Genomic DNA, 21,284 nt, shown 5'->3' on the forward strand with positions numbered 1-21,284 from the left:
GGGCACGGCACCGAGGGACACGGCGACGCGTCCGGCGCGGGGCCGGCCGTGACCGGTGGGTCCGGGGCCGACGCGCCGCCCGGATCGGCCCCGGGCGCCGCCCGGCCGGGAGCCGCCCGGCCGCCCCGGCCCGGCTCCGACGCGCCGCCCGTCACCGGTGCGGCGGCCGTTCCCGGTGTATCGGCCGGTCCGGCGGCCGGGGCAGCTGCGGCGCCCGGCCCCGGCGCGGAGACCGGAACGGGTGCGGCACGCGAGCGGGCGGCCGGGGCACCGGCAGCGTCCGATGCGCCGCGGGCGTCCGGTTCGGGGGCGGCGCCCGACTCCGGCGCCGGGACCACCCCCGGCGCGACGCCCGAGCAGGCGGCCGACGTGCACGCCACGCCCGCCTCGCCGCGCCCGGCCGCCCCCGGTTCCGGCGTGCCGACCGGCCCCGGCGCCTCATCCGGGCGGGCAGCCGGCGCACCCACTCCGCCTGCCTCTCCCGGGCGGGCAGCCGACGTACCGACCCCGTCCGCCTCCCCTGGGCGGGCAGCCGACGTACCGACCCCGTCCGCCTCCCCTGGGCGGGCAGCCGACGTACCGACCCCGTCCGCCTCCCCTGGGCGGGCAGCCGGCGCGCCTCCGCCATCCGCCTCGCCGCGCGTCCCCCCGTCGATGGCCGCGCCCGCCCGCGACGGCGATCTGCGGCGTACCTTCGCCGCCTTCCCGGCGCGTCGTGGGCCGGGGGAGCGGTTCGCGGAGACCTGGTGGGGCGATGCGTGGGTGGGCGCCCTGGAGCAGGGGGCCCTCGACGCGGCGCGGCTCGGGCGGGGGCGGGAGTACGCCCGGCAGGGGCACGTGGACGCGATCACGGTCACCCCCGGTCTCGTCCTCGGCTATGTGCAGGGCAGCAGGGCACGGCCGTACCGCACGCAGGTCCGGCTGCGGACGCTGTCCGACGGCGACTGGGAGCGCTTCCTCGACACGGCGGCCGAACGGCCGGGGCACATCGCGGCGCTGCTCGACAGGGAGATGCCGCACTCCCTCGCCGACTGCGGGGTGCCCCTGCTGCCCGGCCCCGGCGACCTCGCCCCGAGCTGCAGCTGCCCCGACTCGGGTCACCCCTGCAAGCACGCCGCCGCGCTCTGCTACCAGACGGCGCGCCTCCTGGACGAGGACCCGTTCGTCCTGCTTCTGCTGCGCGGACGCGGTGAGCGCGAGCTGCTCGACGCGCTGTCCCGGCGGAGCGCCGCCCGCGCGGCCCGCGCCGCGCAGGACCAGGACCCCGCGCCCCTCCCGGGCGTCCGGGCCCGTGACGCCCTGGCCCCGCGTCCGCTGCCGCCGCTCCCGGCGCCGCCGCCTGCGTTGCGGCACCCCGAGCAGCCTCCCGTCCACCCGGGCGCGCCGGGCGGCCCGGACCCGTTCGCCCTGGACCAGCTGGCCACCGACGCGGCCGCCCGCGCGCACGCGCTGCTCGGTACCGGCCGCGACCCGGTCGCGGATCTCACGCTCTGGCAGGACGCGGTACGGCTCGCCGCCGCCCGCCCCGGTTCCGGGCTCACCGCCGCCACCCGCGCCCTCTACGCCTCGCTCGCCGCCGCCACCGGCCGCACCCCGGCCGACCTGGCCCGCGCGGTGGCCGCGTGGCGGCAGGGCGGGATCGACGGGCTCGCGGCCCTGGAGGAGCCCTGGGATCCGCCGGCGGGCCGCTTCGACCGTGCGCGGCCCCTCCTCCGCGCCGCCGACCTCCCCGCCTTCCGGCCCTGGCGCAACCGCCTCACCCACCCCGGCGGCCATCTCCAGCTCCGCCTGGGCCGCGACGGACTGTGGTACGCCTACGAGTCGGAGCCGGACCGCGACGACTGGTGGCCCCGCGGCACCCCCGACCCGGACCCGGTGGGCGCCCTCACGGGCCTCGGCGCGGCCGACGGCCTCTGAGACCGGACCGCATCGCTCGGGAGCCGCCGGCACCCGCCCGGCACCCGCCCGTGAGCCGCTCGCGAGCTCCTCGTGAGCCGCTCGTGGTGAAGATCGTGTGAGGGTCCGCGGCCGATCTCCCGGAACCGGGCGCGGAGGCCGGGGGTCCGAGGACGGATCACGTCCGCGGGGACGCTAGCGTGGAGCGGTGAGTGAGACGCGGACGCCCGTCCTCCAGTACCGCCTGGACGGTCCGAAGGACGCCCCGGTCATCATCCTCGGCCCCTCGCTCGGTACGACGTGGCACAGGTTGTAGAGACCGTCCAGGGGCGTCCACGCCAGTCCATGGTGTGTGCGTTGTAGCAGGTCAGGTCTTGCGGTCCGGTGGCGTCGGCGTAGTTGGTGACAGACGTGTGACAGGGCCGGTGACAGACCGAGGCTCCGCCGGGGAGCATCCTTGGCGGGCCTCTGCCCGGAGCCACGAGACGAAGCCTCACGGGAGCGCTCCGGTGAGGCATCGCTGTGAAGTTCACTGTGCGTGCCCGCGTGACGCGTTCGACTCGTCATGCAGTTTGTCTTCCAGCGCTGTCCTCGGGGACGCTGCATTTGCGATCGCAGCCATGACGGACGACGTTCCGAGCGGCTGAACACCGAGGCGTCCTTTGCCGCCCTTTGTGGAGTTGGGGACTGGGACCTGATCGAGTCGCAGTTCCGGCACCTGATGCGGGTGGCGATCTCCGTACGCGAGGGAGCGATCTCCTCGTCCACGCTGCCGAAGCGGCTGCGGTCGGGATCGTGGAAGAACGCCACCTGCACCGCGTTCCGCGAGGTCGGCCGCGTGATTCGCACCGTGCAGCTGCTGCGCTACCTCTCGGATGCCCCGCTGCGCCGGCGGGTGACCGCGGCGACGAACAAGGTCGAGGCGTTCAACGGCTTCTCCCAGTGGCTCGGCTTCGGCAACCGTGGCGTCCTCGCCGGCAACGACCCCGTCGAGCAGGAGAAGGCGATGAAGTTCAACGCGCTGCTCACGAACGCGGTGATCTTCCACAACGCCCTGGACATCGCGGAGATCGTCCGGCAGTTGCCGGAGGAGGGCTGGACGATCGAGCCGGAGGAACTGGCCCACATCTCGCCGTAGGGACAATCTGGGCCTGGCGGGGGACGGTCTGGGCTTGTCGAGGTGCCCGTGCACCGTGAAACGGGGCACGCCGAATCTGTCGGGGATCTGCTGGACGGTCTTCTCCCGCTCGTCGTCGTAGAGCCGCTGGACGAGCACGGCCTGGTCCGCGGTGAGCTCGGCCTGTGCCCGCCGTCTGTTCCGGCGGCGGATCCAACGCGTTCGGCGCGGGATTCCCTCTCCACGCTCACGTCACTCCGCCCCGGTGGGCAGAACCCACGCCGAACCCTACGGTTCGCACGGGGTCGCCCAGTTGATCAGAGAGGCTGGCGAGGTGCCGCGAGTACGTCCCTGAGTACCTTCTCGAGCGTGACGCGGGCCAGTTCGTGTCTCAGGGTCTCCTCGATGTCCTGGTAGACGCCCCGCATTGCCGGCTGGATGCCGTGACCCACCACGCATCCCTGGTCAGGAGTGGTGCGGTGCATCGCGAACAGCGGGCCGGGTTCCACTGCCTCGTACACGTCGAGCAGGGTGATCGACCCCAGCTCGCGCGCCAGCGACCAGCCCGCGCCCGCGCCCCGCCGGGACTCCACGAGGCCGGCCCTGCGCAGCTCGCCGAGCAGCCGTCTGATCACCACGGGGTTGGTGTTCGCGCTGGCTGCGATCTGCTCGGAGGTGGCGACCTCGTGGCCCTGGCGCTGGTAGAGACCGATCCAGGCCAGCGCATGGGCGGCAATGGTCAGCCTGCTGTTGGCGCTCATGATCCCTCCTCCGGTCGCAACGCTCCATGTTACGACAGCGCAGTCGCAACAGTGAAGGTTGCGACAATCTGGCGTAACAATTATCGTTACGACAGCCGGGAAGGGTCAATCAAAGACAAGCGCGGACCGTGAGCATGTCGCGAACTCGAAGGAGAACAGCAATGGAAAGTAACGAAAAGATCATTCGCGAGGCTTACCGGCTCGCGGAAGGGAACGTTCTCGACGGTGACGGTTTCCTGGCCTTGTTCACCGAGGACGGGTCGTTCAACGACATGTCGACCTCGCAGAGTTTCCGCGGAGAGCAGATTCCTCAGGTGATCGCGGGCCTCGCCCGCTCGTTCCCCGATGTACACCGTGAGCTGCTCGAGGTACATGCGTTCGGTGATGTCGTCGCCGTCGAGCTGCGAATCCAGGGCACGCATCTCGGAGGGTTTCCGACTCCGGTCGGCGAGATCCCACCGACCGGGAACCGGATCGACGTGCCGGCGGCGGACCTCTGGTACCTCCGTGACGGAAAGATCGAAAGGTTCAACTGCTACAACCTGATGAGCGTGTGGCTTGATCAAATCGGGGTCCACCCCGACTTCAAGTCCGCAGTCGAAGCCACCGAGACAGCAGCCACGACGGCGTAACTCTGCCGGTCAGCGCCGAGTATGCGACAAGACACTCCCTTCTTCGGGCCGCATACCCGGCGCTGCTTCTTGAACAAAGTTGTTGTTCGCACCCAGCCGCCGACACGACCCGGCAGGCCGACTCATCGAGTATCAGCAGCCCTGGCCGGCAGGTAGGGCAACGACCCACATCGAGTGACGTTCTCCGGGCCCGCCACCACGAGACACACGGCTGCGACGGGACCCCACCCCAAAGATCATCGAGGTACGCGGGGCCGGACTGCCCTTCCCCATGCCGCCAAGCCCTGCGCATCCGACGCTGACCGTGGACGAGTTCCACGCGTGCGCGGACCGTGGAGGGCTCGGCCTGCCATGAGTCCGTGACGATTACGAGAACCGGCGCGGAGGCCGGCGTAAGAGACGGCACCACCCGCGCCCCTTGCTTTGCCCTTGGGCAGGACGACGACTCCCAGCTCGACGCCTTGCGGGCCACGGCATCCCGAGGGACAAGATCTTCAGCGAGAAGATCAGCACCCGCGTCCGCGGAGGGCCCAGTTCGAGGAGGCGCTCGTACGGCGCGGGAGGTCAAGGCCCACGCCCCGCACTGCCGCGTCAGCTTTACCGTGTACGAGATGAAGCGGCTCGGCCGCGACGCCGCCGAACTCACCGCGCTCGCCGACCACCTCACCGCCCACGGCCTGGGTCCTCGTGGAGCAGGTCAACGGCACGTTGACGCTGCACCGCAGACTGGCCCGCGAGTACGATCACCGGTCCGACACGTCCGCCCCGCGCGTCTACTGGGCCTCGATCGCGAACATGACCCGCCGCCTCACCACACCGAGTCCAGCCGGGCGCGACACCCTCGGACTGGCCGCGTGAACGTCATCGAGCTCCTGGCCGGCCTCCAGGCCCAGCACGACAGGACCGCAGCCCGTGCCGACGAACTGCGTGATCAGATCGAGCACTTGACCGCCGCCCTGACCAAGACCGAAGCGCGACTCGCGAACCTGGTCAGCACCCGGAAGGTCATCGCCGAACTCGCACCGGCTTCAGGCCAACCCGCACCGCCCGAGACGAACACCGCCCACCAGGCCATCGTGAACACCTTCAACCAGCATCCCGATCAAGAGTTCCGAGCCGGTGAACTGCACGAACGCCTCGGCATGCCCACCGACGAGGCATCCGTCGACATCACCCGCAGCCGCCTCGGACACCTCACCCGCCAAGGCTTCCTCACTCAACCCGGACGAGGCCGCTACCAGAAGCGGACTCGACGTCCACGGAGAGCCACCGGTCGGGTCTCAGCACTGCCCCGGTACTGAAGCAAGCGAGCCGTCGGCCGGATGTCAGTCAGCTGACGGAGGCTGTCGGCACGGTGGCCGAGCCATTCTCGTGGAGACATCGAAACCGCCCGGTACCCGGGCGAGACCACGAGGAGCGGACCATGAACACCATCGCGCAGCACTGGATCAACGGACGGTGGACCGGCTCCGGCTCCGTTCTGGAATCGATCAACCCGGCCGACGGCACCGTCGTCGGCTCGTTCTACGACGGTGGCGAGGCGGAGGCCTCGGCCGCCGTGGACGCAGCCGCCGCCGCGTTCGAGACCACCGAATGGGCGCGCACTCCCTCGCTCCGGACGACCGCGCTCAGCCGGCTGGCCGACGCCCTAGAGGCCCGGGTACCCGAGGTCGCGGCCATGTTGTCCCGGGAGAACGGCAAGCTGCTGGGTGAGACCACGTGGGAGGTCAGCGGTGCGGTCGGGTGGCTGCGGTACGCGGCGGCCTCTGTGCGCACCCAGACCGCCGGGCGCGCCGCCGAGACGGCACCCGGCCAGTACACCCACTCGGTGCCCGAGCCGCTCGGTGTCGCCGGGATCATTTCTCCCTGGAACTCTCCCATCATGCTGACCGTGCGGGCACTGGGCCCGGCGCTGGCCGCCGGCTGTACCGTCGTGGTCAAGCTTCCGGCTCAGACGGCGCTGACCAATGAGCTTTTCGCGCAGGTCCTGGCCTCGGTCCCGGAGATCCCGGCGGGTGTGGTCAGCGTGTTCACCGAGTCCGGCAACACCGGGGCCCCGTTCCTGGTCTCCTCGGACAAGGTCGCCGTGATCAACTACACCGGCAGTACGCCGGTCGGGCGCCGTATCGCGGCCGCGGCCTCCACCACGCTCAAGCGGCTCGGTCTGGAACTGGGCGGCAAGGCGCCCATGGTGATCTTTCCCGACGCCGATCTGGACATGGTGATCCCGACTGTTGTGCAGTCGCTGGTGCTGATGAACGGGCAGTTCTGCTGCACCGGCTCCCGTGTACTGGTTCACCGGGACATCGCCGACCAGGTGCGCACTCGGCTCACCGCCGCGCTCGCGCAGGTGCGGCTCGGGTCGGGCGACGACGAGAAGGCCCAGCTCGGCCCGGTGATCGACCGGGCGTCCGCCCAGCGGGTGGACGCGATCGTCGAGGAAGCCGCCTCGTACGGCACGGTGCTGCTGCGCGGCGGTGTGGTCACCGACGGCCCGCTGGCCGCCGGGGCGTTCTACCGGCCGAGCCTGATCGAGGTGGACCGCACCGACGTCCGGATCGTGCAGGAAGAGGTCTTCGGTCCGGTCCAGACGTTCGAGATCTTCGACGACGAGGACGACGCCGTGACCAAGGCGAACGCCACCATCTACGGCCTGGCCGCCTCGGTGTTCAGCTCGGACTCGATGAAGGCCCGCCGGATCGCCCGGCGCATCCGCACCGGCACGGTATGGATCAACACCTGGGGAGCCATCAGCGAGGACTTCGAGGAGGGCGGCGTCAAGGGAAGCGGTTACGGCTACCTGTGCGGCCCGCGAGCGATCGAGGAGTTCCAGGCCCTCAAGGTGTACGTGGAGCAGGACCACACCCAGTCCGCTCACTGATCAGATCATCACCTGGCCCGGCGCCCACCTGGGCGCCGGGCAGCCCTCCTGCACAGGAAGGGTGCACCATGGCCTCGATTCTGATCACCGGAGCGACGAACGCTCCTGGTCTCGCTCTGGCTGAGGAGCTTGCGGAAGCCAGGCACCAGTTGCTTCTGCACGGTCGTGACCCGCAGCGACCGGTGCCGGTCGCGCAACGTTTCGGGGCCGGGCAGTACATCGCCGGCCTGTCCGCTCCGGCCGAGACCCAGCGACCCGCGGCCGAAGTGGCGGCACGGCACGGTCGCCTCGACCTGCTGGTCGACAACGCGGGTCTGGCTTCACCTGGAACGGCACCATCCGAAGCATGCCGGCAGACGGATACCGGCAGCGGCTGGCGGTGAGACATCTGAGCCCTGTGCTGCCCACCCGGCAACTGCTGCCGCTGTTGCGCGCGGGCAGCCCATCATGCAGCGCCACCATCGCCTCGGTCGCGCAGGAACCGATGGAATCAAAACGATACGCAGCATTTCGATGTGGAGTGGTCCATGAACGAGAGAACCGTTTCCCATGCCTACGGTGCCGACGATCCCGGACTGCCGAGCCCACCGGCAGTGACAGACATCCGGCACACGCTCCGGGAGCAGAGCCGGAACGCGTCCGCGAACGCCGAACCCCGGCTCGGCCCCACCGTTCCGGCCGCCGTCCGGCGTTGGAAGCTGTGGCTCCTCACCGTGTGCGGTATCTACCCCACCATCGTCCTGCTGGGCCTGGCCACGAACCCTGTTCTGGAGGATCTGTACCTGCCGGTGCGACTCGCTGTACTCGTCCCGGCGGCGGCAGCAGCGATGGTCTGGCAGATCAATCCCCGACTGCAGCGGCATTTCGGAGCTTGGCTCACCAGATGACAAGCAGCCCGGCTCCGCCGCCGGTGTGCTCCGCGGCGCCCGCACACCACAGACCACTGCGCAGGCTCACGGCGCGAGGCCGCGACGAGACCCGCCGCGGCGTCTCCTCACTGGAGCTCTTCTTCGACCTGTGCTTCATCGTGGCCATAGCCCAGGCAGGCGCCCAGTTGGTGCACGCCATGGCCGAGGGACACACGGGCGAGGGGATCCTCAACTACTTGATGATCTTCTTCGCCATCTGGTGGGCGTGGATGAACTTCACGTGGTTCGCCTCGGCTTACGACAACGACGACGTGCTGTACCGGATCGTCACGCTGATCCAGATAGCCGGCGTGCTCGTCCTGACGGCAGGCGTCTCCCAGGTGTTCGAGGAACACGCGTACCTGGTCGTCATCCTGGGCTATGTGATCATGCGGCTCGCCATGACGGCGCAGTGGCTGCGCGTGGCGCGGTCGAGCCAGGGCCCCGAGCGGACGATGGCGCTGCGGTACGCCATCGGGCTGTGCCAGATCGGCTGGCTGGGGCTACTGGCCCTGCCGGAGGCCGGCCGCCCGTGGGTCTTCCTGGTGATGGCGCTGCTGGAGATGGCCGTACCGCTGTATGCGGAGCGGGCTCACCCCACGCCCTGGCACCCCCACCACATCGCCGAACGGTACGGGCTGCTCACGCTCATCGTGCTCGGCGAGACCATCGCGGCGGCCACCGTCGCCGTGAAGTCGGGGATCGACGAGCACGAGGCCCTGGGTGAGTTGCTGCCCATTGCCGCCGGCGGACTGCTGATCATCTTCGCCGCCTGGTGGGTGTACTTCGCGGTCCCCATCCACGGGCACCTCCGGTCCAACCGGCAGTCCTTCCTCTGGGGCTACGGCCATTACCTGATCCTCGTCTCGGGTGCCGCGATCGGGGCCGGCCTGGAGGTGGCGGTGGAGCAGGCGGTGGGCAGGACGCACCTTTCGGCGCTGTCGGCGTCGGCAGCGGTGACGCTGCCGACAGCGCTGTTCCTGCTCACGGTGTGGGCGCTGCACTCGCGCTTCTACAAGGTGGGGATCGCCCAGCAGTCGGTGCTGCCGGCCACGGCGCTGCTGGTGGTCGTCTGTACGTTCCTGGGTCACTGGGCGGTGCTCGCGGCGGGGCTGGTGGCGGCGCTGGCGGTGGCAGCCGGGGTGACGCTGACGGCGCTCGGGGCGAGCCCGGAGCGCGGGATGGGCGAGGAAGGCGTCGCGGTGCCAGTTCTGTGAGGGAACCCTCGCCGCCGCGGAAATCTGGCCGGCACGGCGTACGACGGCGCCCGTGCCGTGCGCCCGGTGCACCTGCTCAACGACGGCGACACGTTGTTCACGCCGACGGCGCCGGACGCACCCGCTCGGCACCGCGAACCCGCCGGCCCTGGACAACGTCCTCACGGCGGGGCGCGGACGCGGTGACCCACGCGACCGTACGCGCCGTGGGCACCGCCGAGTCGGTGCCCACGCCTGCTCGACGAACCGGGCACCGGCCTGCACGGCGAGGCCCAGGGCGACTTTCTCCGGTACGCCTACGGCCGGCTCGGACCCGAGCAGCAGGTCCTCCGCAGCCGGATTCGCCGGGCACGGGTCACCACCGCTGGGGCACCCGTCCCCGACGCCTCCCATGACTCGTCACCAGGGCACGGGGGTTCCGTCCCAGGAGAAGAAGCCACCGGTGGGGCCGTCGTCCGGCAGCAGGGCCAGGCGGAGGGCACCTTGGGCGGCCTCGGCCGGGTCGCCGCCGGCAGCGGCGGCCCCGGGAGTGAGATCAGTGGCCCGCAGGCCAGGAGCGAGCGCGTTGACCTTGAAGCCGTCGTGGGCGAGCGTCTGGGCGTACAAGACGGTGAGGGCGTTGAGGGCGGCCTTGGACGACCGGTAGGCAGCGGCGCCGCCGCTTCCCGGGGTGAACTGGGGGTTGGGGTTCGTGCTCCAGGTCAGCGACGCGGTGCCACTGGAGATGTTGACGATGCGCGGGCGCGGCGACCGGCTCAGGGCGGGCAGGAAGGCGTTGGTCACCGCCACTACCCCGAACACGTTGGTCTCGTACGTGCGCCGGAACTCCTCGACGCCGGTGCCGGCCGGCGGGGCGAGTGACAGCGAGATGCCGGCATTGTTGACCAGCACGTCCAAGCGGTCCACCTGAGCCGCGGCCTGTGCGATGCCGTCGGGATCACTCACGTCGAGGACCAGCGGGCGGGCCCCGGCGCCGATCTCCTCGACGGCCCGCTGCCCACGCCCGGGGTCGCGGGAGCCCACGTACACGGTGAGGCCCTCGGCGGCGAGCAGCCGGGCAATATGCTTGCCGATGCCCTTGTTGGCACCGGTGACCAGAGCTGTGCGTTTGTTCATGGCAACCACGCTTCCCTGGTCGCAGGCGCTCGGCCAGGGACAGTCTGTACCAGGCAGTGGGAGGAGACGGGAGGCGGTATGGCACGGCAGGAGCTGGCCCAGTACCTGCGGGACCGCCGGGCGGCCCTGCGTCCGCACGAGATCGGCCTGACGGAGACGGGCACCGCCCGCCGCACACCGGGCCTGCGCCGCGAAGAGGTGGCGGAGCTCGCCCACATGTCGGTCGACTACTACACGCGGCTGGAGCAGGCCCGGGGACCGCGGCCGTCGGCCCGGATCCTGGACGCATTGGCCCGCGCGCTGCGGCTCACGCCGGCCGAGCGCAGCCACCTGTTCCGCCTGGCGGGTTCGACCGCGCCGCCCGGCACCAGCGCCGTGCGGCGGGTGCGCCCGCACGTGGCCCGGATGCTGGACCGGCTGCCGGAGACCGGTGCCATCGTCACTGACGCGGCGTACCACGTCGTCGCCTGGAACCCCCTGGCCCAGGCACTGCTCGGCGCCGACCTCGGAGACGGGACGACGAACCTGGCCCGCCGCCGCTTCCTGGGCCAGGGGCGGACGTACGAGAGCTCCGGCGCCGAGGAATTCGGACACATCGCGGTGGCGCGGCTGCGCCGGGCCGCCGACCGCTACCCGCACGACCCGCAGCTGGCCGCCCTGCTGGCCGAACTGCACGAGGGCAGTGAGGAGTTCCGGCAGATCTGGCAGACACATCCGGTCCACGCTCCCGGGCACCGCACCAAGACCCTGGACCATCCGGAGGCCGGTGCGCTGCGGTTGAACTGCGACGTCCTGCTCGTGCCCGAGGACGACCAGGAGGTCGTCCTGATGACGGCCGACCCCGGATCACCTGCCGTGCGGGCCCTGCGCAGGCTGGCCAGGCAAGCAACCTGAGACGAAGGATGGGACGGCGTAGAGGCCGGTGATCTCGTTCTCGGCTCGCCAGCGCCGCAGGGTTTGTCAGCCCTGCGGCCAGATCAGGGATCCGGGTCGGTGGACCCGGGTGCGCAGTAAGGCCGCGATGGTCGCTGGGTCGCGCGGGGTGGAGAAGTGGAGCAGGGCGGACTCGGCAGCGGCGTCGGCGTCGTAGTGTTCCTGGTCTTCGCCGTCGTCCTTGCCGCCGGTGCCGGCGCCGATGATCCGTCGTCTTCGTCGCGTCGGACGTGGATCGTGCGCTGTCCGCTGGTGTGGGCGCGGGAGGCGAGCTGCTCGACGAGTCTCATCATGACTGCGCAGGCCTCTGGAGGACGGCGACGAGGGGGCGGTAGGCGGCGGAGGCGACCGTGTCGGCCGGTCTTTGCCGGGCGGGAGGAAGACCGGCACGATGATCCGCGCGCCCTTGGTGCTGTCGTTGCGGTGGGGCTGCAGCGCCCGACGGGTGTTCTGCATGATCTTCGTTTGGGAGCTGCGGGTGTCGGCGAAGCAGATGGCTTCAGGCTCCGTTTGCCGGTGGGTGCAATACTTCCTGGTCAGGCGCGTGGCTAGTGTTTCGACTGCTTCGCGAGGCAGGACGAGGGACGCGGCGGATGTGGGCGAAGTCAGGGACAGGCATGGGCGTCGGCCCGACCGGGCTGGTCGGCCGGGAGGGCGAGCTCGCCGAGCTTGCGGCGTTCCTGGACATGGCCGGGACGGACGGAGCTGTTCTGCTGCTCACCGGTGATCCGGGCGTGGGGAAGACGGCACTCCTGGACGCGACCGCCGAGCTGGCGGTGGCGAAGGGAGTGCGGGTCGTCCGCGGGAGCGGTGTCGAGTACGAGACGGACATCAGCTTCGCGGGGCTCCATCAGCTCGTCGGCTCGCTGCCGGACGAGCTCGGTCGTCTGCCGCGTTCCATGCGGGAGGCCCTCGAGGTCGCCCTCGGTCTCGGCGCCGGTCCCGCGCCGAGCCGGATCGCCGTCCTGAACGCGGCACTGTCCCTGTTCGACGAGGCCGCGAAGGAGCGGCCGTTGCTCCTCGTGGTCGATGACCTTCATGTCGTCGACCAGGCGAGCCGGGCCGCGGTGGGTTTCGTCGCCAGAAGACTGGGGGGCCGCCGCATCGGGCTGCTCGGAGCGCAGCGGGCGGAGTCCGGCGAATCCTTCCGGTCCACCGGTCTGCCGGAGCTCGAGGTCGCGCCGCTGGGTGACGCGGACGCCCTGCGGCTGCTGTCCCGACGCTTCGCTCACCTTCCCCGCCGGATTCTTTCGACCGTGGCCCACGAGGCGCAGGGAAATCCCCTGGCGCTGCTCGAGTTCGCCGGGTCCACCGGGGTGTCCGGCGACCGACACGGCCAAGGGACGGGGCGGGCGAGCGGCCCGGGGCGGGATGTCCGCGCTCTGTACGGCGCCCGCGTCGGACGACTGCCGCGGGGAACGCGTGAGGTACTGCTGCTCGCGGCTCTTGAGGGCTCCGGCGACATCGGCGTCCTCGAGGCGGCCGGCGGGCCGGGCAGCCTCGAGGAACTCGCTCCCGCGGAGCGTGACCACCTGGTCATGGTCACGGAGAACGGCCGCGCGGTGCGCTTCAGGCATCCGCTGGTCAGGTCCGCGGTGGTCGACGGCTCCACCGGTGAACAGCGGCGCGGCGCCCACCGCCGGCTGGCCGACGCGCTGGCCGACCAGCCCGAGCGGCGCGGTGATCACCTCGCCAGAGCCACGACGGCGCCCGACGAGGCGGTCGCCGCCGTCGTGGAGTCCGCGGCCCGGAGCAGCCTGCGGCGCGGTGACGCCGACGGCGCGATCGCGAGATTGCGGCGCGCGGCCGAGCTGAGCACCGACCGAGCGGACCGCAGGCGCCGCCTGTCGCAGGCCGCCTATGCCGCCGCCTGGGTCACAGGCCATCTGGAGGTCAGCCACGAGATCATGCGTGAGGTCGAGGGCAATCCGGCGGCCCGGTCGCTCTCGGCGGCCGCGACGGCCGGCTTCCTGGTGCTCGTCACGGAAGGCGACGCCGATACGGCCCATGCACTCCTGATGGAGGCGGTCGAGCAGGCCCCGGTGATGCCCGGACCGCCGCATGAGGAGCTGGAGACCGCGCTGTTCACCCTCACCCTCGTCAGCCAGTACTCGGGCCGGCCCGAGCACTGGCGACCTCTGGTCGACGTGCTCGCCCGGGTCCCCGAGGCGGCGCCCGCCGCCGCGGCGTCGCTGGGGCGCGTCCACCACGACCTCGGCTCCGTCACCGACGGCATGCTGCGCCGCCTGGACGAGGAGATCGCGCGGCTGAGGGACCAGAGTGACGCCGACGTGGTCATCCGCACCGCCCTGACCGCCTCGTACCTCGACCGGCTTCCGGGCTGTCGCGAGGCCGTGTCCCGGGTCATACGCGACGGCGGCGCGGTGGGATCGAGCATGCCGGCCCTGATGTTCGTCGCCCTGGACGACCTGTACGTCGGCCGGTGGCAGGCGTCGGCCGGCGCCGCGGACGAGCTCATCGCACTGTCCGAGGAGACGGGGTACCACCTGTTCGCCCAGGTGGGGCACTACGTCGCTGCAATGGCCGCGGCCCAGCGCGGCGCCCTCGACGCGTGCCGGGAGCACTGCGAGGACATCTGGGAGTGGTCGGGTCCCAGGGGCCTGCGGCGGCTGGAGAACTGCGCCCACCAGGCGGCGGCCCGGGCGGCCCTCGGCGCCGCCGACTTCGAGACGGCGTTCCGGCACGCCACGGCGATCTGCGCCCCGGGTGTGCTGCCGGCGTTCAACCCCGAGGCCGTGTGGTCCGCGCCGGACCTCGTCGAGGCCGCCGTGCGCTCCGGGCGGCACGCGGAGGCGCGACGGCACGCGGACGCGCTGCGCTGCGCCGGTGTCGGTCACCTCTCGTCGCGGTTCGCGCTGAGCGCGGCCACGGTCACGGCGATGACATCGGCTGCCGAGGACATGGTCCGGTGCTTCGAGGAGGCACTCGGGCTGCCGGGCGTCGAGCAGTGGCCCTTCGAGGTCGGCCGTGCTCATCTGGCGTACGGCGAGAGGCTGCGCCGTCAGGGGCTCAACCGCGAGGCCCGGGTGCAGCTGGCCGCCGCCCGCGGCCGCTTCGAGGAGCTCGGAGCGCGTTCGTGGGAGGCCCGGGCCGCGGCGGAGCTCCGCGCCACCGGGATGACGCGGACCGGCCGGGGCAAGGCCGGCGATGCCCTCACCCCGCAGGAGCTGGAGGTCGCCAGGCTGGCGGCGACGGGGCTGTCGAACCCGCAGATCGCGTCGCGTCTGTTCCTTTCGCCGCGGACCGTGTCGTCGCATCTCTACCGTGTGTTCCCGAAGCTGGGGATCACGTCGCGGGCCGGGCTCCGCGACGCTCTGGAGGCGCTGCCTCCCGAGCCTCCGGCCACCCGGCTGTGAGAGCCACCGGTCGGGTCTCAGCACTGCCCCGGTACTGACGTAAGCGAGCCGTCGGCCGGATGTCAGTCAGCTGACGGAGGCTGTCGGCACGGTGGCCGAGCCATTCTCGTGGAGACATCGAATCCGCCCGGTACCCGGGCGAGACCACGAGGAGCGGACCATGCCGTTCGTCACCACCGGCGACGGAGTCGAGATCTTCTACAAGGACTGGGGCTCGGGCCGACCGGTCATGTTCCACCACGGCTGGCCGCTGAGCTCGGACGACTGGGACGCCCAGTTGCTGTTCCTCGTCCGGCGGGGCTACCGCGTCGTCGCCCACGACCGCCGCGGGCACGGGCGCTCCGCCCAGGTCGGCCACGGGCACGACATGGACCGTTACGCGGCGGACGCCGCCGCCGTGGTGGCGCACCTCGGCCTGCGCGACGTCGTGCACGTCGGCCACTGCGCCGGTGGCGGAGAGGTCGCCCGGTACGTCGCCAGGCACGGTGCCGGCCGGGTTGCCAAGGCCGTCCTCATCGCAGCGGTCCCGCCGCTCATGGTCCAAACGAAATCCAACCCCGCAGGGCTGCCGGTGGAGGTCTTCGACGGCTTCCGCGAGGGCGTGGCCACCGACCGCTCCCAGTTCTACCTCGACATCGCCTCCGGGCCGTTCTACGGGTTCAACCGTCCGGGCGCGGACGTCTCCCAGGGCATCATCCAGAACTGGTGGCGCCAGGGGATGGCCGGCAGCGCGCAGGCGCACCACGAGGGGATCAGAGCGTTCTCGGAGACGGACTTCACCGACGACCTCCGGGCGATCGACGTGCCCACGCTCCTCCTGCACGGCGACGACGACCAGATCGTCCCGATCGCCAACTCCGCCCGGTCGGCGGTCACGTTGGTCGAGCACGTGACCCTGAAGGTCTACCCGGGCCTGTCGCACGGCATGTGCACCGTCAACGCCGACACCGTCAACGCAGACCTCCTCGACTTCATCAAAAGCTGACCCGGCTCGGTACCGACACACAGCCCGTCAGCACGGAACACAACACGGAACAGAGAAGGAATCACCATGACCGCAACACACACCGGCTACGTGACCGTCGTCTGGGACGCGAAGGCGAAGGCGGGCAGGGAGGATGACCTCAAGGCGTTCATCACCGCCGCCGTCACCCCCTCGCGCAACGACCCCGGCAACATCGACTACGAGTCCCACGAAGTCGAGGGCCGACCCGGCGAGTTCGTCATCTACGAACGCTGGGAGACACGCGCCCACCTCGACGCGCACCTCGCCGCGCCCCGGATGCGGGAACTCGTCCCGCAGATGCTCGAACTGATCGACGGATCCATCGAGGACGGCATCCGCCTGCTGCGTCCGTTCCGCCCCGCCCACTAGAGCAGGGCGCCCGCCGACGTCGGGGTCGACGCCGACGGAGCACACCGCCGCGAAACCAACCCCCTGGGTGCTCCCGGTGACCGCTTTCCGGGAGCACCCGCTCCGACGACACGCACAGGAGAGACACGACGTGACCACCACATTGATCACCGGCGGCAACAGGGGCCTCGGCCACGAGATCGCGCGCCGACTCGTCCAGGCGGGCCAGACGGTCTGGATCGGAGCCCGGGACGCCGGGAACGGACGCAAGGCCGCCGACCGGCTCGGCGCCGGCTTCGTCCAGCTGGACGTGACCGACGACGCGTCGGTCGACGCGGCGGTCGAGACGCTGCGCGCACGGGTCGGCCACCTGGACATTCTCATCAACAACGCCGGCATCCTCGGCGAAGTGACCGCACCCGAGGACATGACGGCCGACCAGATCCGCCACGTCTACGAAACCAACGTCTTCGGCCTGGTGCGCGTCACGCACGCGTTCCTGCCCCTGCTGCGGAAAGCGACCGCCCCGTCCGTCGTCAACGTCACCAGCGGTCTGGGGTCGTTCACGCTGACCCACGACCCGGAGCGGGTCGAGTCGCAGTATCCGCTCGCCGCCTACGGCTCGTCGAAGAGCGCGGTCACCATGCTGACCACGCAGTACGCCAGGACGATCCCCGACGTCCGCTTCAACGCGGTGGACCCCGGCCAGACCGCGACCGAGTTCACCGGCCACATCGGGCACAGCGTCGAGGAGGGCGCGGAGGCGGCGGTGCGTATCGCCACCCTGGGGCCCGACACGCCCACCGGCACGGTCACCGACCGCGCCGGCACACTCCCCTGGTGACGGCGGCAGGCCCGGCCTTCAGGCCGCGCACCTGAGGCGGACCGTGTTGCCCGTTGCTCCGGCATCCGGTCACGACGCCCTGCCCGCCTCGCGCCCCGGGCGCCTACGCGTCGTCGGTGGGGGAGCGCCGGGCGGCGCGGTGGCGCAGGCGCAGCGGCAGCACGTACCAGCAGAGGCCGAACCACAGCATGACCCCGCCGACGAGTACTTCGGCGAGGACACCGGGGACCACGAAACGCAGGATGAGCAGCAGCGTGCAGCCGATGGTCAGCGCGAGCAGGACCATGCCGCACATCATCAGGCGGCAGGCTGCCTCCACCTCGTCCTTCATACGCTGGCCGGACAGGAAACGGTGGATGGAGACGGGTGCCATGAGAGATCCCGTGGCCGACGCGCCCAGGACCACGGTGATGACGCAGATGACGTGGTCCACCGTCCCCAGTTGAACAGCGGGGTGAAGGCCACGCTCAGCAGGAAGCCGAAGAGGATCTGTACACCGGTCTGGGTGACCCGCGTCTCCTGCAGGACCTCGTTCCAGCGGCGGTTGACCCGCTCACGCGGGGACTCCGGCGCCTCGGCATCCGACCCCGGGCCGTGGCCGTCGTGGTGTGCGCAGCGAGCGGTCTCCTCCTCCGCCGGCTCGGCCGACGAGGACGCCACGTACGACGACTTCGTGGCCGGGACGAGGCGTCATTCCAGCGCGCGGCGGACGAGCGCGTCGTAGGCTCCAGGATCGTCGTCCTCGACCACGGGATGGCCTGCGCCGGGATCACCCTCCCAGCGCAGGCCGATGCCCGGGTTGTGGACGTTCGAGCCGTCCGGGAGGAAGAAGTGCGGGCTGCCCTGGACCTCGTCGCGGTGCTCTCGGTAGTCGCGCATCATCGCCCCGCGCGCGCTTCCCGTGTCGAGGGCCTCGGCCAGCGCGTCGGTGTCCACCCGGTCGCAGCCGGAGGCGATGTCGAGGATCTCGTGGTGCAGCGAGATGCAGCGGCTGTCGCGGAAGAACGCGAGGCGCAGCGCCATGTCCAGTTGCTCGGCGGCCGCGTACGACTGGGCCTTCGCGGCGTGCACGGCCTCGTTCGCCGGGGCGACGGTCACCGGCCAGGCCGACGGGTCCTGCTGCCACGGCTTGAAGCCGAGTTCCGGAGCCAGGGGCCCCACGACCGGGATCTCGGCGTCCAGGTAACGCTTCGGAATGGGGAAGCGGTTGACGTCCTCCAACAGGAAAAGACGGTGCTCCACCCGAAGCTGGTCCTGCGCCCGCGCCCGCTCCCGGGCGGCGTACAGCCTCGCCAGCCCCACCGTGGACCACGCGCACGCCACGTCCGTGTAGACGACTAGCGTGCCCGGCGCCACCTCGATCGTCATGACCTCTCCTCCGTTCCGGGGCCGCACCGCTGACCGGCTGCGCCCTGATACGTGTCCCCAGGAGTACCCCTCTGCTCGGGGCCGGCACTGCCGTCCGGATCGCCGGACCGGCCGGCGCGGCGTGTGCAGTGAGACGGCGACCGGCCCGGTACCGACCAGAAACCGCCGACCGCAGAGGCACGTCGAGGTGGCGGGGACTACCGGCCCGGCACAAACCCCACACTGACCGGACCATCCGCTCCCGACCTGACCCGACGGCGGTCGAAAGAGTCTCACCCCTGGCGTGTGGACCCAGCGGAGCAGTTTCGATCCCGGAACGTGTTCCCCTGTTGCGGTCGGGGGAGGTGGTGCTGCGGACGGGTCAGCCCCGGGAATCCGCCGCAACGTGGTGGCTTCCGGCCAGGCCCGCGACCGCCAGGGTGAACCAGCCCGGAGCGCTGACGGCCGCCCCCGCCCGGCAGGCCCGTCCGGGAAGGGCACCGACGGTCAGAAGGGCGTGGACCTTGGCCCTTGATCCTGGATGCACGAGACACTGGATCCTGAGGATTCGAGAACGGACATCTTGTGGTCATGAAGAACTGTCCGCCGCAGTCCAAGGCGGACTCGGTCGCGCCGTACCAGTCGCGGCCCGAGGCGACGATCAGGCAGGTCACTGCCGATCTGGGGAGCAACCCGGAGACTTCGCGGAACTGGGTGAGGGCGGCCGGTGCGAGCCGGCCCGCGGGCGCCGGACGGAGGTGTCGGCGCAGCCACCGACGCCGTTGGAGGCGGAGAACGCCGCTCTGCGCAAGAACGTCCGTGAGCTGGAGGAGGAACTGTGAGACGTGAGAGGGTCTGGGGCGTGAGTGAGACACCGTCGAACACCCTGCAATACCGCTTTGACGGGCCAGAAGAGGCCCCGGTCCTGATCCTCGGTCCCTCACTGGGTACCACATGGCACATGTGGGACCGCCAGATCCCGGAGCTGGCGAAGCAGTGGCGCGTCGTCCGGTTCGACCTGCCGGGCCACGGCGGTGCCCCCGCGCACCCGGCGGGCTCGGTCGCCGAGCTGTCGGCGCGGCTGCTCGCCACCCTCGACGGACTCGGGATCCAGCGCTTCGGCTACGCGGGCTGCTCCCTCGGCGGCGCGATCGGCATCGAGCTCGCGCTGCGCCACCCCGAACGCCTGGCCTCGCTCGCGCTGATCGCCGCCTCGCCGCGCTTCGGCACGGCGGACGAGTTCCGGCAGCGCGGCGTGATCGTACGGACGAACGGCCTCGACCCGATCGCCCGCACCTCGCCCGAGCGATGGTTCACGGGCGGCTTCGCGGCCGCCCAGCCCGCGATCACCGAGTGGGCCGTGCAGATGGTGCGCACCACCGACCCCGGCTGCTACATCGCGGCCTGCGAGGCGCTCGCCGTGTTCGACGTGCGGGCCGAACTCGGCCGGGTCGGCGTGCCGACCCTGGTCCTCGTCGGCTCCGACGACCAGGTCACCGGCCCCGCCGAGGCGCGCACCCTGGTCGCGGGCATCCCGGACGCCCGGCTCGCCGTCGTCCCCGGCGCCTCGCACCTCGTCCCCGTCGAACAGCCCGTCGCGGTCACGGACCTGCTCGTACGGCACTTCTCCTCCGCCTGGCAGCCCGTGCCCGGGTACGACACGGCCACCGGGCACGTCGCCATCCCTCCGGCCGCCGTCCCGCAAGCGGCGGTCGCCGTCCCGCCGCCGGCCGCCGGACCCGTCGCCGCGATCGCCCCCGCCACCGCGCAGCCCGAGGGCGCCGGCCGGTCCGACCCGTACGACACCGGGCTGAAGGTCCGCCGTGAGGTGCTCGGCGACGCGCACGTCGACCGGGCGCTGTCCTCCGCGGACGACTTCTCGGGGGACTTCCAGGAGTTCCTCACCCGGTACGCCTGGGGCGAGGTGTGGAACCGGCCGGGGCTGGACCGGCGCACCCGCAGCTGCGTCACCCTGACCGCACTGGTCGCGGGCGGCCACCTCGAGGAGCTCGCCGCCCACACCCGGGCCGCCCTGCGCAACGGGCTCACCCCGGCGGAGATCAAGGAGGTGCTGCTCCAGGCGGCGGTCTACTGCGGCGTCCCGGCCGCGAACAGCGCCTTCAGGGTGGCCCAGCGGGTCATCCAGGAGGAGACGACCCCGCAGGAGTGAGAGCACCCGGCCCCGCCCGGCCCCGGCCCCGGCCCTCGCCGTCCCGGCGAGGAGGAGCAGGATGGACCGTATGAAGCTCACGAAGAAATCGCACGCCTGCGTACGGCTGGAGAAGGACGGGCGGACGCTCGTCATCGATCCCGGCGGGTTCAGCGAGGCGGACGCCGCCGTGGGGGCGGACGCCGTCCTGGTCACGCACGAGCACCCCGACCACTTCGACGAGGGACGGCTCCGCGCGGCCCTGGAGGCGAACCCGGCCGCCGAGATCTGGACCAACCGGTCCGTCGCGGGGAGGATCTCCGCCGCCTTCCCCGGCCGCGTGCACACGGTCGGCCACGGCGACACCTTCACCGCGGCGGGCTTCGACGTCCAGGTCCACGGCGAGCTGCACGCCGTCATCCACCCGGACATCCCGCGCATCACGAACGTCGGCTACCTGATCGACGGCGGCCGGGTCTTCCACCCGGGCGACGCGCTCACCGTCCCCGACCGCCCCGTCGAGACGCTGATGCTCCCGGTCATGGCCCCCTGGAACAAGATCTCCGAGGTCATCGACTACGTCCGCGAGGTGAAGCCGCAGCGCGCGTACGACATCCACGACGCCCTGCTGACCGACCTCGCCCGGCCGGCGTACGACAACCAGATCGGCGCCCTGGGCGGCGCGGACCACCAGCGGCTGGCCCCGGGGGCGTCGGCCGAGGTCTGACCCCGCCGGCCGACCGCGGCGGAGG

19 protein-coding genes and 2 pseudogenes are annotated in these 21,284 nt (G+C 71.5%); 16 read left to right on the forward strand and 5 right to left on the reverse strand.

Annotation, left to right across the window (positions count from 1 at the left end; translation table 11 throughout):
• Window positions 1-48: 48 nt before the first annotated feature.
• Both IEZ04_RS35765 and IEZ04_RS07255 read left to right on the forward strand, forming a co-directional pair.
• Complete coding sequence (locus IEZ04_RS35765; RefSeq protein ID WP_444545449.1) at window positions 49-1,917, forward strand: SWIM zinc finger family protein; 1,869 nt, start codon at window positions 49-51, stop codon at window positions 1,915-1,917.
• A gap of 544 nt (window positions 1,918-2,461) precedes the next feature.
• On the forward strand, window positions 2,462-3,034 hold the full coding sequence (locus IEZ04_RS07255) for a Tn3 family transposase (protein ID WP_268245654.1): 573 nt from the start codon (window positions 2,462-2,464) through the stop codon (window positions 3,032-3,034).
• Window positions 3,035-3,330: 296 nt separating this feature from the next.
• Here IEZ04_RS07255 and IEZ04_RS07260 read toward each other — a convergent pair whose 3' ends face one another.
• The gene (locus IEZ04_RS07260; protein WP_189215849.1) at window positions 3,331-3,774 is read right to left on the reverse strand and encodes an Rrf2 family transcriptional regulator; all 444 of its coding nucleotides are present in this window, start codon (window positions 3,772-3,774) and stop codon (window positions 3,331-3,333) included.
• 161 nt (window positions 3,775-3,935) lie between these two features.
• On the opposite strand from IEZ04_RS07260, the gene IEZ04_RS07265 reads away from it, so the two are divergent.
• From IEZ04_RS07265 to IEZ04_RS07295, 7 genes are all read left to right on the forward strand, one after another.
• Window positions 3,936-4,406 carry a nuclear transport factor 2 family protein gene (locus IEZ04_RS07265; protein WP_077797483.1) on the forward strand — a complete coding sequence of 157 codons (471 nt, stop codon included), beginning with the start codon at window positions 3,936-3,938 and terminating at the stop codon, window positions 4,404-4,406.
• A gap of 687 nt (window positions 4,407-5,093) precedes the next feature.
• Window positions 5,094-5,264: a hypothetical protein gene (locus tag IEZ04_RS07270; protein ID WP_229820876.1), complete on the forward strand. Its 171-nt coding sequence runs from the start codon at window positions 5,094-5,096 to the stop codon at window positions 5,262-5,264.
• Window positions 5,261-5,707 carry a hypothetical protein gene (locus IEZ04_RS07275; RefSeq protein WP_189215850.1) on the forward strand — a complete coding sequence of 149 codons (447 nt, stop codon included), beginning with the start codon at window positions 5,261-5,263 and terminating at the stop codon, window positions 5,705-5,707. Before IEZ04_RS07270 ends, IEZ04_RS07275 begins: the two co-directional genes overlap by 4 nt.
• Before the next feature lie 122 nt (window positions 5,708-5,829).
• Window positions 5,830-7,287, forward strand: coding sequence for an aldehyde dehydrogenase family protein (locus tag IEZ04_RS07280; RefSeq protein WP_189215851.1), 1,458 nt, complete (start codon window positions 5,830-5,832; stop codon window positions 7,285-7,287).
• A 68-nt stretch (window positions 7,288-7,355) separates the two neighbouring features.
• Entirely contained in the window at window positions 7,356-7,670 is a 315-nt protein-coding gene (locus tag IEZ04_RS07285; RefSeq protein ID WP_189215852.1) for an SDR family NAD(P)-dependent oxidoreductase, read from the forward strand.
• A 144-nt stretch (window positions 7,671-7,814) separates the two neighbouring features.
• Window positions 7,815-8,174: a putative antibiotic biosynthesis monooxygenase gene (locus tag IEZ04_RS07290; protein ID WP_189215853.1), complete on the forward strand. Its 360-nt coding sequence runs from the start codon at window positions 7,815-7,817 to the stop codon at window positions 8,172-8,174.
• Entirely contained in the window at window positions 8,171-9,412 is a 1,242-nt protein-coding gene (locus IEZ04_RS07295) for a low temperature requirement protein A (protein WP_189215854.1), read from the forward strand. The genes IEZ04_RS07290 and IEZ04_RS07295 overlap by 4 nt, the downstream gene beginning before the upstream one ends.
• 399 nt (window positions 9,413-9,811) lie before the next feature.
• On the opposite strand, the gene IEZ04_RS07300 is transcribed toward IEZ04_RS07295, so the two are convergent.
• Complete coding sequence (locus IEZ04_RS07300; protein WP_189215855.1) at window positions 9,812-10,528, reverse strand: SDR family oxidoreductase; 717 nt, start codon at window positions 10,526-10,528, stop codon at window positions 9,812-9,814.
• A gap of 78 nt (window positions 10,529-10,606) precedes the next feature.
• On the opposite strand from IEZ04_RS07300, the gene IEZ04_RS07305 reads away from it, so the two are divergent.
• On the forward strand, window positions 10,607-11,422 hold the full coding sequence (locus IEZ04_RS07305; protein ID WP_189215856.1) for a helix-turn-helix transcriptional regulator: 816 nt from the start codon (window positions 10,607-10,609) through the stop codon (window positions 11,420-11,422).
• Window positions 11,423-11,491: 69 nt separating this feature from the next.
• Here the strand turns inward: IEZ04_RS07305 and IEZ04_RS34645 are convergent.
• Window positions 11,492-11,962: pseudogene (locus IEZ04_RS34645) on the reverse strand (DEAD/DEAH box helicase); the annotation flags it as partial.
• A 116-nt stretch (window positions 11,963-12,078) separates the two neighbouring features.
• Between IEZ04_RS34645 and IEZ04_RS07310 the strand changes: the two are divergent.
• The 4 genes from IEZ04_RS07310 (at window position 12,079) to IEZ04_RS07325 (ending at window position 17,036) form a co-directional block, all read left to right on the forward strand.
• Window positions 12,079-14,838, forward strand: a complete 2,760-nt coding sequence (locus tag IEZ04_RS07310; RefSeq protein WP_229820877.1) for an ATP-binding protein — start codon at window positions 12,079-12,081, stop codon at window positions 14,836-14,838.
• A 160-nt stretch (window positions 14,839-14,998) separates the two neighbouring features.
• On the forward strand, window positions 14,999-15,823 hold the full coding sequence (locus IEZ04_RS07315) for an alpha/beta fold hydrolase (RefSeq protein WP_087788961.1): 825 nt from the start codon (window positions 14,999-15,001) through the stop codon (window positions 15,821-15,823).
• A gap of 66 nt (window positions 15,824-15,889) precedes the next feature.
• The gene (locus IEZ04_RS07320; protein WP_189215858.1) at window positions 15,890-16,213 is read left to right on the forward strand and encodes a putative quinol monooxygenase; all 324 of its coding nucleotides are present in this window, start codon (window positions 15,890-15,892) and stop codon (window positions 16,211-16,213) included.
• A 130-nt stretch (window positions 16,214-16,343) separates the two neighbouring features.
• Window positions 16,344-17,036 carry an SDR family NAD(P)-dependent oxidoreductase gene (locus tag IEZ04_RS07325; protein WP_189215859.1) on the forward strand — a complete coding sequence of 231 codons (693 nt, stop codon included), beginning with the start codon at window positions 16,344-16,346 and terminating at the stop codon, window positions 17,034-17,036.
• Window positions 17,037-17,139: 103 nt separating this feature from the next.
• Here the strand turns inward: IEZ04_RS07325 and IEZ04_RS07330 are convergent.
• Both IEZ04_RS07330 and IEZ04_RS07335 read right to left on the reverse strand, forming a co-directional pair.
• Window positions 17,140-17,696: pseudogene (locus IEZ04_RS07330) on the reverse strand (DUF6328 family protein).
• Window positions 17,697-17,726: 30 nt separating this feature from the next.
• The gene (locus IEZ04_RS07335) at window positions 17,727-18,404 is read right to left on the reverse strand and encodes a DsbA family oxidoreductase (protein WP_189215860.1); all 678 of its coding nucleotides are present in this window, start codon (window positions 18,402-18,404) and stop codon (window positions 17,727-17,729) included.
• 841 nt (window positions 18,405-19,245) lie between these two features.
• Between IEZ04_RS07335 and pcaDC the strand changes: the two genes are divergently transcribed.
• Together pcaDC and IEZ04_RS07345 are read left to right on the forward strand one after the other, a co-directional pair.
• A complete protein-coding gene (pcaDC, locus tag IEZ04_RS07340; protein ID WP_189215861.1) occupies window positions 19,246-20,553 on the forward strand; it encodes a bifunctional 3-oxoadipate enol-lactonase/4-carboxymuconolactone decarboxylase PcaDC in 1,308 nt (435 codons plus the stop codon).
• A 70-nt stretch (window positions 20,554-20,623) separates the two neighbouring features.
• Entirely contained in the window at window positions 20,624-21,259 is a 636-nt protein-coding gene (locus IEZ04_RS07345) for an MBL fold metallo-hydrolase (protein WP_189216045.1), read from the forward strand.
• Window positions 21,260-21,284: the final 25 nt, after the last annotated feature.

It is taken from the genome of Streptomyces ruber, from assembly GCF_014648075.1.
GTDB classification, from domain to species: Bacteria; Actinomycetota; Actinomycetes; order Streptomycetales; family Streptomycetaceae; genus Streptomyces; species Streptomyces ruber.